At 62.8% G+C, this 13,753-nt stretch carries 10 protein-coding genes; 3 read left to right on the top strand and 7 right to left on the bottom strand.

The window, feature by feature from the left end; translation table 11 throughout:
• Nucleotides 1-117 precede the first annotated feature (117 nt).
• The 7 genes from RB623_RS29935 to RB623_RS29905 form a co-directional block, all read right to left on the bottom strand.
• Nucleotides 118-1,527 carry a M20 family metallopeptidase gene (locus RB623_RS29935; protein WP_308060896.1) on the bottom strand — a complete coding sequence of 470 codons (1,410 nt, stop codon included), beginning with the start codon at nt 1,525-1,527 and terminating at the stop codon, nt 118-120.
• 13 nt (nt 1,528-1,540) lie between these two features.
• Nucleotides 1,541-2,977, bottom strand: a complete 1,437-nt coding sequence (locus tag RB623_RS29930) for an aldehyde dehydrogenase (protein WP_308060895.1) — start codon at nt 2,975-2,977, stop codon at nt 1,541-1,543.
• Between the two features lie 32 nt (nt 2,978-3,009).
• Entirely contained in the window at nt 3,010-4,593 is a 1,584-nt protein-coding gene (locus RB623_RS29925; RefSeq protein WP_308060893.1) for a GMC family oxidoreductase N-terminal domain-containing protein, read from the bottom strand.
• A 78-nt stretch (nt 4,594-4,671) separates the two neighbouring features.
• On the bottom strand, nt 4,672-6,543 hold the full coding sequence (locus tag RB623_RS29920; protein ID WP_308060897.1) for an ABC transporter ATP-binding protein: 1,872 nt from the start codon (nt 6,541-6,543) through the stop codon (nt 4,672-4,674).
• Complete coding sequence (locus RB623_RS29915) at nt 6,540-7,454, bottom strand: ABC transporter permease (protein ID WP_308060891.1); 915 nt, start codon at nt 7,452-7,454, stop codon at nt 6,540-6,542. The genes RB623_RS29920 and RB623_RS29915 overlap by 4 nt, the downstream gene beginning before the upstream one ends.
• Entirely contained in the window at nt 7,454-8,443 is a 990-nt protein-coding gene (locus RB623_RS29910) for an ABC transporter permease (protein ID WP_308060890.1), read from the bottom strand. The genes RB623_RS29915 and RB623_RS29910 overlap by 1 nt, the downstream gene beginning before the upstream one ends.
• Nucleotides 8,444-8,503: 60 nt before the next feature.
• Nucleotides 8,504-10,057 carry an ABC transporter substrate-binding protein gene (locus RB623_RS29905; protein ID WP_308060889.1) on the bottom strand — a complete coding sequence of 518 codons (1,554 nt, stop codon included), beginning with the start codon at nt 10,055-10,057 and terminating at the stop codon, nt 8,504-8,506.
• A 604-nt stretch (nt 10,058-10,661) separates the two neighbouring features.
• Between RB623_RS29905 and RB623_RS29900 the strand changes: the two genes are divergently transcribed.
• From RB623_RS29900 to RB623_RS29890, 3 genes are all read left to right on the top strand, one after another.
• Entirely contained in the window at nt 10,662-11,426 is a 765-nt protein-coding gene (locus RB623_RS29900) for a DeoR/GlpR family DNA-binding transcription regulator (protein WP_308060887.1), read from the top strand.
• Between the two features lie 355 nt (nt 11,427-11,781).
• Nucleotides 11,782-12,630, top strand: coding sequence for a phosphotransferase (locus RB623_RS29895; RefSeq protein WP_308060885.1), 849 nt, complete (start codon nt 11,782-11,784; stop codon nt 12,628-12,630).
• 8 nt (nt 12,631-12,638) lie between these two features.
• Nucleotides 12,639-13,577 (top strand): choline/ethanolamine kinase family protein, encoded by a 939-nt coding sequence (locus RB623_RS29890; RefSeq protein ID WP_308060883.1) that lies wholly within the window; start codon nt 12,639-12,641, stop codon nt 13,575-13,577.
• Nucleotides 13,578-13,753: the final 176 nt, after the last annotated feature.

Here is a 13,753-nt window from a genome sequence, read left to right as displayed (position 1 = left end):
GTCGCCTTCAGGCCATCGCCGAATGGAGCGCCGTAAGCCGTCAGCTTGCCTGAACCGCAGGCGCCGAGGGTCTCATACGCCCCTTCTTCAAACAACGTGACGCCACCTCTTCGATCGCTAAACGGCAAGTGGGGGCGCAAGGTCGGGCGGCAGGATACGCACGACCGGATCGCGCGCCAGCCTGGATGCATGTTCCTTTTTGGCCTCGGCCAGGAGGGTCGGGTCCGTAAACAGGTCCACTCCCGTGGCCGCCATGACCTTCGAAACATGGATCATGCCCTTGTGCGCATGGGGGGATTTGCCTTGCGCAGTCACCTGCCAGGTGTGGAGCGGCGTGCCGATGGCGTGGGTTGCACCGTAGGCCTGGACGGTGGGGATTGCCCAACTCACATCGCCGACATCCGTGGAGCCGAGCATCTGCTTGCCGCCCGCCCCTCTGCCGACGATGCGGTCGCAAAGTGCCGTGTCGCCCGGTTCCAGCCCGAACATCGCGTAGGCAGACTGTATGTGCTCCTTCGTCAGCGTGTCCTGTATCTGGCGGGCGAACGCTTCATCCGCCTCATCGAACACGGGCACGCCGAGTATCTCGAAGTTGCGCGCCATGGCGCGTTCGAGCACATGGTTGCCAAGCAGGCTGTTCATGGCACAGACGAAGCGCGGCTCCACCCGTGTTTCGCTCATCAGCGCCGCGCCTTCGGCGATGCGCTTGACCCGCTCGATGAGCATCAGCACCTCGGCCGCACGGGGCGAACGCACGATGTAGCGCACCACCGCCGCAGCCTGGACGATGTTTGGCGCCGGGCCTCCAGCATTGAGATATGCGTAGTGCACCCTGCAATCGGTGGGGATGTGTTCGCGCAAGTAGTTCACGCCGACGCTCATCAACTCGACCGCATCGAGCGCGCTGCGCCCAAGGTGCGGCGACCCTGCCGCATGAGCGGAGCGTCCGGTGAAGGAGAAGTCGAGTATGGCGTAGGCGAGGGCCGCAGGCTCCATCACCCCCGCGAACGCGAATGGATGCCACGAGATTGCCGCATCGACATCCGCGAAAACGCCATCGCGCACCATGAATGCCTTGCCGGCGCCGCCTTCCTCGGCGGGGCATCCGTAGTAGCGCACGCGCCCCGGCAGATTGTTTGCCGCCAGCCAGTCCTTGACCGCCGTCGCGGCAAGCAGCGCGCCGGAGCCGAGCAGGTTGTGGCCGCAACCGTGCCCCGGTCCATTTCCGGCAAGGGGACGATGTTCGGTCGCGCCAGCCTCCTGGCTCAATTCCGGCAGGGCATCGAACTCGCCGAGGAAGGCGATGACCGGGCCGCCCGTCCCGGCCTCTCCCATGACAGCCGTCGGCATTCCGGCCAGGCCGGTCTCGATGCGGAAGCCCTGCTCGCGCAGCATGCCGAGATGCTCGGCCGAGGAACGGTATTCCTGATAGTTCAGTTCAGGCGTTTCCCAGACCTTGTCGCTGAGTTCGACAAAGCGCTCGGCCAGGCCGTCGACATGCTCCCATATCCGGGGACCGTTGCTCATGGAATTCTCCGGCTCAGACGGCAACGGTCTTGTGCTCGATGTAGTGGTTGATGGCTTCCGGGCCGAACTCCCGTCCGATGCCGCTTTGCTTGAAGCCGCCGAAGGGCGACAGCAGATCCGGGGCCGCATTGTTGATCGTCAGTCCGCCGGTGCGGACGCGGCGAGCGATCGCCAGGCCCTTTTCGGAGACATTGGTCCACACCGAACCGGACAGGCCGTAGGCCGAGTCGTTGGCGAGGCGCACGGCATCGTCGACGCCATCGTAGGGTATGACGCAGACGACCGGCCCGAAGATCTCTTCCTGTGCAATGCGCGACTTGTTGTCGACATTGGCGAAGACGGTCGGTTTTACGAAAGCGCCGTGATTGATGCCTTCAGGCAGTCCCAGACCGCCGGCGGCCAGGTCCGCGCCGCTTTCCAGCCCGGAATTGATGTAGTCGCTGATGCGCTGCCGCTGGCGCTCCGCAACGACCGGGCCGAGGAAGGTGTCCGGGTCGGCGGGATCGCCGATCGTCATGCGTTCGACGTTGTCCACCAGCGCATCGACAAACGCATCGTGGCGCTGGCGCGACACGAGGATTCGCGTCTGTGCGACGCACACCTGCCCATTGTTCGGAAACGACCGGTAGCGCAGGGCCTCTACCGTCTGCCCTATGTCCGCGTCGTCAAGCACGATTGCGGCGGACTTGCCGCCCAGTTCCAGGCTCACCCGCTTCAACTGCTCCCCGGCGAGGCTGGCGATCCTGCGCCCGGCCACGGTCGACCCGGTAAAGCCGATCTTGTCCACTCCGGGATGCGTGACCAGGTGCTCGCTCACGTCGCGGTGCGCGACCAGGATGCTCAACACGCCTTCAGGAAGGCCGGCCTCGCTGAAAAGCTCGCCCAGATACTGGCCGTCGATGGCTGTTTCCGGTGCAAGCTTCAGGATCACGGTGCAGCCTGCGAGCAGGGCAGGGAAGAGCTTCGCAAGAGCGACCTGATGCGGCGCGTTCCAAGGGATGATGGCGGCGACGACGCCGACCGCCTCGCGGATCCAGACCGACGCGCCCGCAGGATAGCCGTCTCGCCTGACCTCCCACGGATATTGATCGGCGGCGATGAGATAGGCCTGCCCCTGGTTGCGGATGAGGTCCTGAATAGCATCGGCGAACCAGGCGGGCGCGCCCATTTCGGCCGTGACCAATGCGGAAAATTCCTTGGACCGCGCCTCGTAAAGCTCGGTGAACTTGCGGATGACCGCTATGCGTCTGGCCACCGGCATGCGCGGCCATGGGCCCTCGTCGAACGCCTTGCGCGCAACGCCGACGGCAAGGTCGACGTCGGCCTGCGAGGCAAGCGGGACGGAGCCGACAAGGCTTCCGTCATAGGGCGAACGCACCTCGATCGCCTCCGAGCCGAGCGGATCGACGCGCCTGCCCCCGACGAAGTTCTGGGTAAAATTCCTCGTCATGTATCTGACTCCTTTACCGGGCGTACGTTCGATCAGGGATGAATAAGATCGGCAGCGCGCTCGCCGATCATGATGGCGGTCGCGTTGGTGTTCCCGGCGATGTGACGCGGGAAGATCGAGGTATCGGCGACCCACAGGCCTTCCGTGCCGCGCACGCGCAGGTCCGGCGTAACCACTGCGCGGTCGTCTGCGCCCATGCGGCATGTGCCGACCGGATGCAGGAAGGGAACCGTCCCCTTGCGCACATATTCCTCGTCCGCAGCGCGGCCTGCCTCCGGCGGCGGGACGTCGATCAGTTCCTTCACATGGCCGCCGAATGGCGGCGTGGAGGCAAGGCGGCGTATCCAATCGAGGCCGCGCAGCACGCAGGCGAGATCGTCGGGATGATCGAGCAGGCGCGGATAGATGGCGACAGGCGTGCGGGGGTCGCGGGAGCGAAGCTCCAGATGGCCCGTGCTCTTGGGATAGTTCACATTGGCAAGAATGGTGACGAGGTTGCGGTTCGGCACATGCAGCCGGCCGTTGTTGCTGAAATAGCCGAACGGGAAGAGATGGAACTGAAGGTCCGGCGCTTCCTGTTCCGGCGTCGACTTCAGGAAGGCGAGAACCTGCGCGGTAGGCACGCTCAGCACGCCGTTGCGCGACAGCGCCCATTCGGCGAATGCGCGAACCCGACCCAGAGGCGACGCGTAGACATTGCCGGTCTTGGTGTCCATCTCGGCACGGACATAGAGCCCCGGATGCTCCATCAGGTTGCGACCGACGTCGGGGCTCGCAACGCGAACATCGATGCCATGGCGCGTCAGCCCGGCCGGGTCGCCAATGCCCGACAGCATGAGGATCTGTGGCGAATTGATGGAACCAGCGGACAGCACCACGCCGCGGCGCGCCTTGGCGCGGATCGACCGGCCGCCGCGAATGATGTCAACGCCGCTCGCCCGCTTTCCGTCCATGACGATGCGTTCGACCAGCGCATCGTCCATGAAGGTCAAGTTGCTGTGCTTGAGAATGGGCAGCACGAAAGCATCGAACGCGGAGTGGCGCACGCCGCCGCGCGTGGAACCCTGGTTCCAGGCAACACCCTCGTGCGAGCGTCCGTTGAGATCGGGGTTGAGCGGCACGCCGGCATTGACGAAGCTGTCGATGAACTTTGAGGATATCGGGTGCTTCCAGCGCAGCGCCGAGATCCGTAGCGGCCCCATGCCGCCGCGATAGGCGTTGTCCTTGTCCTCGTCCGCCGTTTCCATCTTGCGGAAGTAGGGAAGCACGGAGTTCCAGCCCCATCCCTTGTTCCCCATTTCCTCCCAGGCGTCGTAGTCGGCAGCGGCGCCGCGAATGAAGATCATTCCGTTGATAGCCGACGATCCGCCCGGTACGCGCCCACGCGGCCATGACTCCGTCAGGCCGTTGCGGCTGGGATCCGGCTCGGTGACGTAGTTCCAGTCGTAGCGCTTGTTGCCGATGGTGTGCATCAGCGCCGCCGGCACGCGCGTCAGATGCAGCTTCTCTTTCTTGCCCGCTTCGAGAAGCAGCACGCTTGCACCCTTCTCGACGAGCCGCGCCGTGAGCGGTGAACCGGCACTGCCCGAACCGACGACAATATAGTCGAACTCCATCTTATCCCTGCCTCTTCGGAAGATTGCCTGGCGCTGGGGGCCGAGGCGCCGTGCCAGACGGTCAGTACTGCGTTTCGGTCACGGTCCCCTCAGGTTGACCGCGGGCATCGTCATGGGAGCGGAATGCCCCGCAGAGACGAGGTGGCATGCCGCGAAATCCTCGCCGCTTCGCTTCATCAGCATGGGATCATCCGTGGCACAGCGATCGAAGGCGAAGGGACAGCGCGTCCGGAAACTGCATCCCGGCGGGATGTCGATGGGATCCGGCGGTTCGCCCTCCAGAAGGTAGGTCGTCGTGTCGTAGGGCTTGTGCTCGATCGCCGGCACGGCGCTCAGAAGGGCGCGGGTATAGGGATGCGCGGGATCGAAGAAGGTGGCTTCGTTGCCGGCAAGCTCCGCCACACGCCCCAGATACATGACCGCCACGCGGTTGCATACACGCCGCACCATGCTGAGGTCGTGAGAGATGTAGACGTAGGTTATGCCGTGGCGATTCTGGAGGCGCTCGAACAGGTCGAGCAGCTTGCCCTGCTCGACCTGATCCAGCGCTGAAAGGGTCTCGTCAAGGATCAGCAGTTCCGGATCCAGCACCATCGCGCGAGCGATGTTGACGCGCTGGCGCTGGCCGGCGCTCAGGCCCACCGGGAGCTTGTCGGTGAGTTCCGTGCGCAGCCCGACCTCGTTCATCGTGGAGGCGACCTTTTCGGCGATCTCCTTGGTGCTCAGGCCGCCGTGAATGCGGAGCGGCTCTGCAATGGTCCGCCCGATGCTCAAATGCGGCGGAATGGCGTTGTAGGGATCCTGCAGCAGCAGCTGGAACCGGCGGCGCAGGTCGAGGAGCTTCCTGCTGCCGAGATGCGCAATGTCCTGCCCCTTGAAGAGGATCTGCCCGCGGTTGGGCGCCTCAAGACGGCTGAGCAGGCGCGACAGCGTGGACTTGCCGCAGCCGGATTCGCCTACGATGCCGAGGTTGTCGCCCTTGTAGACGTCGAAGGACACGCCCCTGACGGCCTGTACCACCTTGTGCGCGAACAGCCTTTCGCGGTCCTTGGTTTCATAGGACCGGTAGACGTCTCGGACCGAGAGGATAACCTCACGCGAGTCGTCGACCACCTCAGCGGGTGCCGTGGTCACCGGCTCGGCTTCCCATATGCGCGGCAGGCTCGCGATGAGATTGCGCGTATAATTGTGTTCGGGCTTGTCGATCAGACTGCGGGTCTGCTGACGCTCGACCACGCGGCCATCGGCGAGTACGAGGATATTGTCCGCGATGTCGTTCAGCACGCCGAGCGCCGAGGAAACGAAGATGATCGCCGTGTTGAAATCGCGCTGCAGATCGCGAAGCAGGCGCAGGATCTGCGCGGCCACCGTCACGTCGAGCGGCTGCGTGATGTTGTCGGCGACCAGCAGGTCGGGGTTCGTCACGAGCGCATCCACGATGAGCACGCGCTGCATCATGCCGCCGCTGAACTGGAACGGAAATTCATGGAAACGTTGCGCAGGAGAGGGGATGCGCACCGCGTCCAGCACGCGCAGCACGCGCGCCCTGGCTTCGGATGTCGAGATGCCCGGCTCGACGGCGCGCAGCTTCTCGATGATCTGCTGGCCGATGGGAACTGTGGGATCGAGCGCACTGCCAGGGTCGGACCCGATATAGGCGATCTTTCGCCCACGCAGCGTCTGCATCTCGTCTGGCGGAAGGTCGAACAGATTGCGCCCGTGGTAGGAAATCTTCCCGCCTTTCGCCACGAGCGGCGGGCTGATCCAGTTCACCAGTGCGCGCGAGAGCACGGTCTTGCCCGAGCCGCTCTCGCCGATGATGCCGAGCACTTCGTTGTGCGAGACCGACAGATCGACGTTGTGCAGGATGGGACGCCGCCCACCGCCAGACATGACAAGATCGACCGAGAGACCCGAAACGTCGAGGATCTTGGTGCCGCCCACGCTCATGACACCCCCTGGAGGATCTTGTTGCGGGAGCGTTCCAGCGCGCCACCCATCAGGTTGATACTGCACAGCGACACGGCCAGCAGAAGGCCGGGAATCGTGGTGATCCACCACGCGTTCAACAGGTATTTCGTGCCGTCCGCGATGATGGTGCCAAAGGTCGGCGTTGGCGGCTGGATGCCGATGCCGATGAAGCCGAGGATGGCCTCGAAGATCATCATGCGCGCCACGTCGAGCACAGCCACGAACGCAACGGGCGGCAGGATGTTGGGCGCTATGTGCACGAGGAGCACCCTGAGGTCTGTGGCGCCGAGTATCTTGGCGGCCCGCACGTATTCCTTGCGCCGCTCCGACATCGTGGCGCTGCGCGCGATACGGGCGTAGCCCGGCCACCCCGCCAGGATGAAGACGAGGATGACGGTGAGCGGTGTGGGCCGCGTCACGCCGAGGATCGTGATGGCGAGAATGATGACCGGAATGGACATCTGCGCGTCGGTGATGCGCATCAGGATGAGGTTGGTCCACCCGCCCACATATCCGGCCACCATCCCGATCGCCGAGCCGATCACGAACATGCCGATGACGCTTGCGATGCCGATCATCAGCGCATTGCGCAGACCGATCAACGATCGCACCAGCAGGTCGCGACCCAGCTGGTCGGTGCCGAAGAAGTGCGGCCAGACCCAGCCCTCGACCGGGAAAGGCGGGGAGAATTTCAGACCCACGTTGAACTTGGTGGCGGAGAGTCCGAGCAGCGTGGGCGCGATGATCGACAGCAGGATGACGCCGACGAAGATCACCGCGCCGATCCGGAATTCTCCCGCGCCCGCCGCCTGTAGGAAGATGTTCGCTCCCAGGCTCCGGTGCTTTGCGGGCTTACCCGGGGCGGGCTGGACGATGGCTTGCTGCGACATCAGTACTGAAGCCTTCTGTCGATCGTGGTTGAGGCGAAGTCGACCAGAATGTTCACCACGACGAGCGCCGCGCAGGAAAAGATCGCAATCGCCTGGATGATCGGGAAATCGCGCTGGAAGACCGCATTGATCATGAGCAGCCCGATACCGGGATAGTTGAAGAGATATTCCACGACGAACAGCGCGCCCAGGACCAGGCCGACCGCCTGAATGCCAAGCAGGTTCAAGAGCGGGATTGAGGAGTTCCTGAGCACATGAGCGATGATCATCCGCCTGCGGGTCAAACCCCGGATCTGGCCGACGGAAACGTAGGGCTCGAGCAGATTTGACGACACCGAGACGGAAACCGAGCGCACGATGACCGGGATGAGTTCGACCGCGAGCACCAATGCGGGCAGGATCGCATAGGTCCAGTTCTGGTATCCGATCGCCGGCAGCCAGCCGGCCTTGGCCGATATCAGGAAGATGAAGACCAGCCCCAGCCAGACGTTGGGCAGCGACACGAGGATGGAGCTCAGGTAGAGCGCGAGGCGGTCAGGCCATTTGCCGGCATTCAACCCCGCCCAGATGCCGAGCGGCAGCGCGACTGCAAGCGATATCAGAAAGGCAAGTCCGGCAAGCAGCAGGCTGTAGGGCAACGTCGTGGCGATGAGGTCGATGACCGGCGCCCGGTTGCTGGCGTCGAAGGTCGATTCGCCGCGCGAGCCGCCAGTGCTGCCCCCCTGTGCGCTGCGCACGAAAGACCTGCCGAAATCGCCCTGCAGGACCTGTCCTATGTAGCGGCCGAACTGCACGATGATGGGGTCACGCAGGCCGAGCTCCTTCGCAGTCTCCTCCGCAACCGTCGCCGACACCATTGGCCCCAGCATCAGTCGCACCGGATCGCCCGGGACGACGCGCAGCAGCGTGAAGATCAGAAGGGCGATGGCGACCACGATGATCGCGCCTTGGGCAAGGCGGCGAGTGAAGAAGTCGATTGCAAAAAGCATAAGAAGCGACTCGCGTTGGGCAGCGCCGCCCCGAAGGGACGGCGCTGCCTGATCCGTGCGTCAGACCAGATCGGCCTTGGACAGGTCGATCGGACCGTAGGGCAGGTAGACCGCCCCTTCGAGGTTCTTTGCCGCGCCATGGAAAGTAAGCGCAGAGAACAGGGAGAAGCTTGGAACCTTCTTGGCCATCATCGGGAAGGTTTCCCCGGTGAGGATCTTCAGCCGCTCTTCCGGATTGGGCGCGTTGCGCTCCTTGTCGAGCACGGCATCGATCTCCGGATCGTTAACGCCTGAAATCAGGGCGGCGCTCGAGTGCCAGTTGGGCCGAAGGACGAGGTCCGGCTCGGGTGACGGCGTCATCCAGCCGACGTCGCACATGTGGCCCTGGCCCTGCCCGTCGGCGCGACGATAGATCGCCACTTCCCACGCGGCCGGCTCGAGCACGGTCAACTGGACGTTGAAGCCTTGCTCCTGGAGCATGGCGGTGATCAGCTCGCCGTATTCCTTGGTCTTCGGATAGAAGCCGATGGAGGTGATGTATTCGAGCTGCGGCAGGCCTTCGCCCTTCGGGAAGCCGGCCTCGGCCAGCAAGCGCTGTGCCTCTTCCGGATTGTAGTCCGGATAGCCCGGGATGTCGTTGAAGCCGAACTTCATCGGCGAGATGTAGCAGCTGGACGCAAGTGCGGCCTCGCCCATCAGTTCCATGATCTGCGAGCGATCGATCGAGTGGCAGGCGGCCAGGCGGATGCGCGGATCGTCGAAGGGCGGCTTGTTGCAGCGGAAATGGAGATACTTGTTTTCCGTCGTCATGCCCTTGCGGGTGAAGATGTTCGGATTGCCCTGAAGCGACGCGTATTGTTCGGGCTCGAGGCGTTCGGCGATGTGGTACTGGCCGTTCATTAGGCCCAGGACGCGGGTGTTGGCGTCCGGCACGTAGGCATAGATGAGTTCGTCGATCTTCGGGCGGCCGTCGAAATAGTCGTCATAGGCGTGGAGGACGTTCTGGTCGCCGTTCGTCTCGACATATTTGAACGCACCGGTGCCGTTCGGGCGCTTCTCCAAGGTCTTCGGATCAGCCACGTCCTTGGCCGAAAGAACCTGGATCACGCTGGAAATGAACCACCAGGCTGAAGCCGGGTACCCGTGCTTGTCGGTCTTGAGCCGGACGGTAAGCGGGTCCACGACCTCGACGTCGACCCTGCCGGGGCAGAAGGATGCAGCGGGACGCGCGGGGTCGGACCAGTACTCATAGGTCGCCTTGACGTCTTCAGCACTGAACTCCTTGCCGTCGTGAAATTTCACGCCCGGGCGGAGCTTGAATTCGAGCGTGTTGCCGTCGACGAGGGTCCAGGATTCGGCCAGCGCCGGCTCGAGCTTGTCAGCCTCGCCGTCGCGCATCAATGCACGGGTGAGCCCGTTGAAGACGAGCTTTTCGAAATTGCCCTGACCGAGAGTGGTATGGGAGGTCGGATCCCAGTTTCCCGTAACCGGGCCCATCGATGCAAGAATGACCGTCTTCTTGCCCTGCGCCTGGGCAAACGGGGTGCGATTCCCGAGCACAGCCGCTGCGCCGAGCGCGCCGGCGCCGGCAAGTACGTGTCTACGCGTAACCATCTATCCATTCCCCTTCTGATCTAACCCGCGGCCCTGCCCGCGTGGTTTTGCTTTGGATGATTTCACACTGGATCGTCGGCAACCGGCCGCTGGCGCCTTCTCCTGACCGGACAGGTGCGCCTCGGGCACGGTGTGCAGTCGCGGACACATCACCACGCCGATGAAACTCCTTCGATCCGCAAGAGGGCGTCGTTGAGTTACGCTGACCTGGAGGGCACGTTGCAGCCAGCTTCTCCTCCGCCACGAATTACACAAACCGGTCAAATCAATCACTAATAGCATGATCGCCGGACGTCAAGCGGAGGCGCCGATTCTCCGAGGCCTGGGGGTCCACATGCGCGCAACGCGGATTGACCCATCGCAATTGGTTGAAATAGCAGAACCTTCACAAGAATCGCGGCGTGCTAAGCAGGCTTCCATGGAGTGGTGTTGTCTTTGCCGGATGTTTTGCATTTGGCCGATTTGACTGCTATGGGTTTATCTTCTAACCTCGGGCCGGCGTCGCAGATATCTTGCGCAATCCACCGGTCGATTCGCCGGGGACCTGCTGCAGGCTGGGCGCGGCAGGCGACGGGACTGGCTTATCGGCCCACGGAACAACTTCATGCGGTTCTCGGAGTTTCGGCAGGAAAAGATTCTTGAAATCCTGAAAGCCCATGATCGGGCCAGTGTGAATTCACTCGCAGAACGCCTTGACGTCAGTCCGGAATCGATCCGGCGTGACTTGCGCATGCTGGAATTGAACGGGTTTGCGCGGCGGGTCTACGGTGGCGCGGTTCTGGCGCCTACCGAAGGTGACAGGCCGTTCGCGGACCGCAGTCGCGTCTACGCCCATGAAAAGAACCGGATCGCGGAAAAGGCCGCGGAAATCGTCCAGAGCGGGATGAAGATCTTCATAAGTTCCGGCACTACGACGCTCGCTTGCGTGAAGCATCTTCACAAGCTTCAGGATCTCACGATTTTCACCAATTCGATCGCCGTTGCCGCTCACTTCTTCTTGCACGGGTGGGGAACAAGTGTGCGCGTGCTCGGTGGACCGATGGTGCCGGAATACCAGGCGACGTTCGGCCATGCGACGATCACCGCTCTGAGCGGGCATCGCTTCGACCTGGCCTTGATGGGAGCAAGTGCGGTCCATGTCGACCATGGCTTCATGGGTTTCGGCGAGGACGAGGTCGCCCTCCACGACGCCGCAAGACTTCAGGCCAACACGACCGTGATGGTGGCCGACGCCTCAAAGTTCGGACGTTTTGGTTCCGTGCGCGCGTTCGGCCTCGGCGATGCTCATCATGTCATCACGACGACCGACATCGGCGAGGAATTCGTCCAGCGGTTCGATGAGCTGGGCGTCAACCTTCACAGGGTTTGACCGCCTGCCGGGCGACCGGCAAGTCTGCGCTTTACACCAAGCCTCATAACGATAGCATTGACCATGCTAGGCTGGATGGCCGGCCGCTACTCCGGAGAGGGGCGGTCGGGGTGAGCCATCCTACATGAACTCTGCTGGCTCGAGGTACATGGCTGTATCGGAAAGGCGCTTGGCGCCCTGTGTTGAACCGATAGGTATCGATCGTTTCGCTGCGGCCGAGCTGGGATTGCGGGCAGTGTTTCCCGAGGATCGCGGCCCCTTCCTGCCTGCCCTGTCCTTTGCTCCGCTCGATCGACACGTCTCGCTGGGTCCGGGACGGACGTTGCGCATAACGGCGCAAGCCGCGACGCCCGGTGTGCTGGTGCCGTCGCATCGCGGCGTGGATAGTTCGCGCCTGCTGCTGTCGCTTGGCGAACAGCGCCCGTCGCTGTTTCTCAAGGCCGTTCAGCCCGACCAGCGCCGCTTCGTCGATCCAGAAGCGTCGTTTGACGCGCAGCGCAAGGCGGCTGCCCTTGGATGCGCGCCAGACATTCTCGCCTTCGACGTGCGGCGGGCAGTCTCGGTCAGCGAATTTCTGGACGGTTGGGCGACGGCGCGGGTCAGCGACCTTAAGAAGCCTGAGGTCCTACAATCGGTGATCGCGGCCAAGCGCAAGATCCACGGCGGTCCCCGCTTCAAGTCGTCGTGTTCCGTTTTCGACAGGATCAGGATCCTGCAAGCGGCTTGCGCTTCATGCGCGATCGAGATGCCGCAGGACCTTCCGGTCCTGCTGGATTCCGTCTTCCGCATCGAGCGAATGATCGCTGCGGCCGGGATGGACGAGGTGCCAGCACATGCCGATGGGCTAGCCTCGAACGTCATGATCGGACCGCATGGCCGTATCCAGCTCGTCGATTTCGACGAGGCCCGCAACGTCGATCCGTACTACGAACTGGCGATCCTCGCGAATGAGGTTTTCGAGGATGAGAAGGATCATTTCCTCGCCCTCGAAATGTTCGAGGGCAGACCAAGGCAGGCAAGCTTCCACCGAACGCGCTTGTACGCGATCGCCGACGATCTTGCCTGGGCCCTCTGGGGCCTTCTGATGGACGCCGTGTCGCCGCGTAAGGATCTCGAGTTCTACCGCTACGCCTTCTGGCGCCTCATGCGTTGCCGTATCGCGTTGCGAGACGTTGAAATCGACCTGTACGCGAGATTCATCTGAGCCGGGCAATGCAACGCAGGATTGGAGAGGCCGATTGTCCCGCCGAGAGGCAACTGGAAAAGATGCTTTCCTGCGTGCCGGCCTGGCATGGAAGGGAAATGTACTATCGGCCAATCTTCGGCGGGTTCAGCAATTCGAATTGGCACGTCAGGGTAGTCGGCGAGCAGAAAACCTTCTTTGTGAAGATACCCGGCCCGGGAACGGAGAAATTCATCGATCGCGCCGCATCGCTGGAAGCCAGCCGGCGTGCTCATGCACTTGGGATCGGCCCCCAACCTTACGACTATCTGCACGACCGGGGCGTCGAGATCTACGACTTCATGGAAAGGTCCCGGTCGTGCACGAGACGGGATTTTCATGTCCCTGAATTCAGAAATCGTACGATCGAGCTCTATCGCGCGTTTAACGGTTCCGCGTCGCTCGGCCTTACCAAGACCGTCTTCGACATGATCGAGGAGCACATCGAGCAGTTGCGCGACCTCAACGGCGTCGTCTCGCACGATTTTCCATCGCTTTACAAAGAGTATCAGACAGCGCGTGCGGCGCTTGAAGCGTCCGGGCTGGACATCGTGCCCTGCTACAACGACCCGGCACCGGCGAATTTCCTGATTTTGGATGACGGAGGAATTGCTATCGTCGATTTCGAGTATGCATCGAACAATGATCGCTGCTTCGATCTCGCCACGTGGTGCGTGGAAATGCTCCTGAGCGACGCGCAGCAGGATGAGGCCATTGAGCGTTATTTCGGATCCGTCGAAAAGAGAACCCAATCCCGGATGTTCCTCTACCGTATGCTGGGTGACTTCAAGTGGTCGCTCTGGTCCATGATCCAGATGAGGATTTCGACGATCGACTTTGACTTCTACAAGTTTGGCAGTTGGAAGTTGATGCGGTTGCGCTCCACCATCCGTGACTCGCGCTGGCGCCAAGCCCTCGCTTCGCTTTAGAAGCCGCCAGCTCCAAGTCCACGGACTTATCTGCCGACGTTCGTTGCGCCACCGAGAGGTTTGGACGCGGGTGGTGTCACGTTGTTTGAAGAAGGGGCGCATGAGACCCTCGGCGCCTGCGGTTCAGGCAAGCTGACGGCTTACGGCGCTCCATTCGGCGATGGCCTGAAGGCGAT

It is taken from the genome of Mesorhizobium sp. LHD-90 (genome assembly GCF_030929505.1).
Classification (GTDB): Bacteria; Pseudomonadota; Alphaproteobacteria; order Rhizobiales; family Rhizobiaceae; genus Kumtagia.
The sequence above is the reverse complement of the archived record's forward strand: the minus strand, read 5'-3'. Positions and strand labels throughout refer to the sequence as shown.

What these genes read in the sequence shown, in the direction of transcription:
- RB623_RS29915 (WP_308060891.1), bottom strand. Translation starts at nt 7,454, where the DNA reads ATGTCGCAGCAAGCCATCGTCCAGCCCGCCCCGGGTAAGCCCGCAAAG.
- RB623_RS29930 (WP_308060895.1), bottom strand. Translation starts at nt 2,977, where the DNA reads ATGACGAGGAATTTTACCCAGAACTTCGTCGGGGGCAGGCGCGTCGAT.
- RB623_RS29935 (WP_308060896.1), bottom strand. Translation starts at nt 1,527, where the DNA reads ATGAGCAACGGTCCCCGGATATGGGAGCATGTCGACGGCCTGGCCGAG.
- RB623_RS29900 (WP_308060887.1), top strand. Translation starts at nt 10,662, where the DNA reads ATGCGGTTCTCGGAGTTTCGGCAGGAAAAGATTCTTGAAATCCTGAAA.
- RB623_RS29905 (WP_308060889.1), bottom strand. Translation starts at nt 10,057, where the DNA reads ATGGTTACGCGTAGACACGTACTTGCCGGCGCCGGCGCGCTCGGCGCA.
- RB623_RS29910 (WP_308060890.1), bottom strand. Translation starts at nt 8,443, where the DNA reads ATGCTTTTTGCAATCGACTTCTTCACTCGCCGCCTTGCCCAAGGCGCG.
- RB623_RS29925 (WP_308060893.1), bottom strand. Translation starts at nt 4,593, where the DNA reads ATGGAGTTCGACTATATTGTCGTCGGTTCGGGCAGTGCCGGTTCACCG.
- RB623_RS29890 (WP_308060883.1), top strand. Translation starts at nt 12,639, where the DNA reads ATGCAACGCAGGATTGGAGAGGCCGATTGTCCCGCCGAGAGGCAACTG.
- RB623_RS29920 (WP_308060897.1), bottom strand. Translation starts at nt 6,543, where the DNA reads ATGAGCGTGGGCGGCACCAAGATCCTCGACGTTTCGGGTCTCTCGGTC.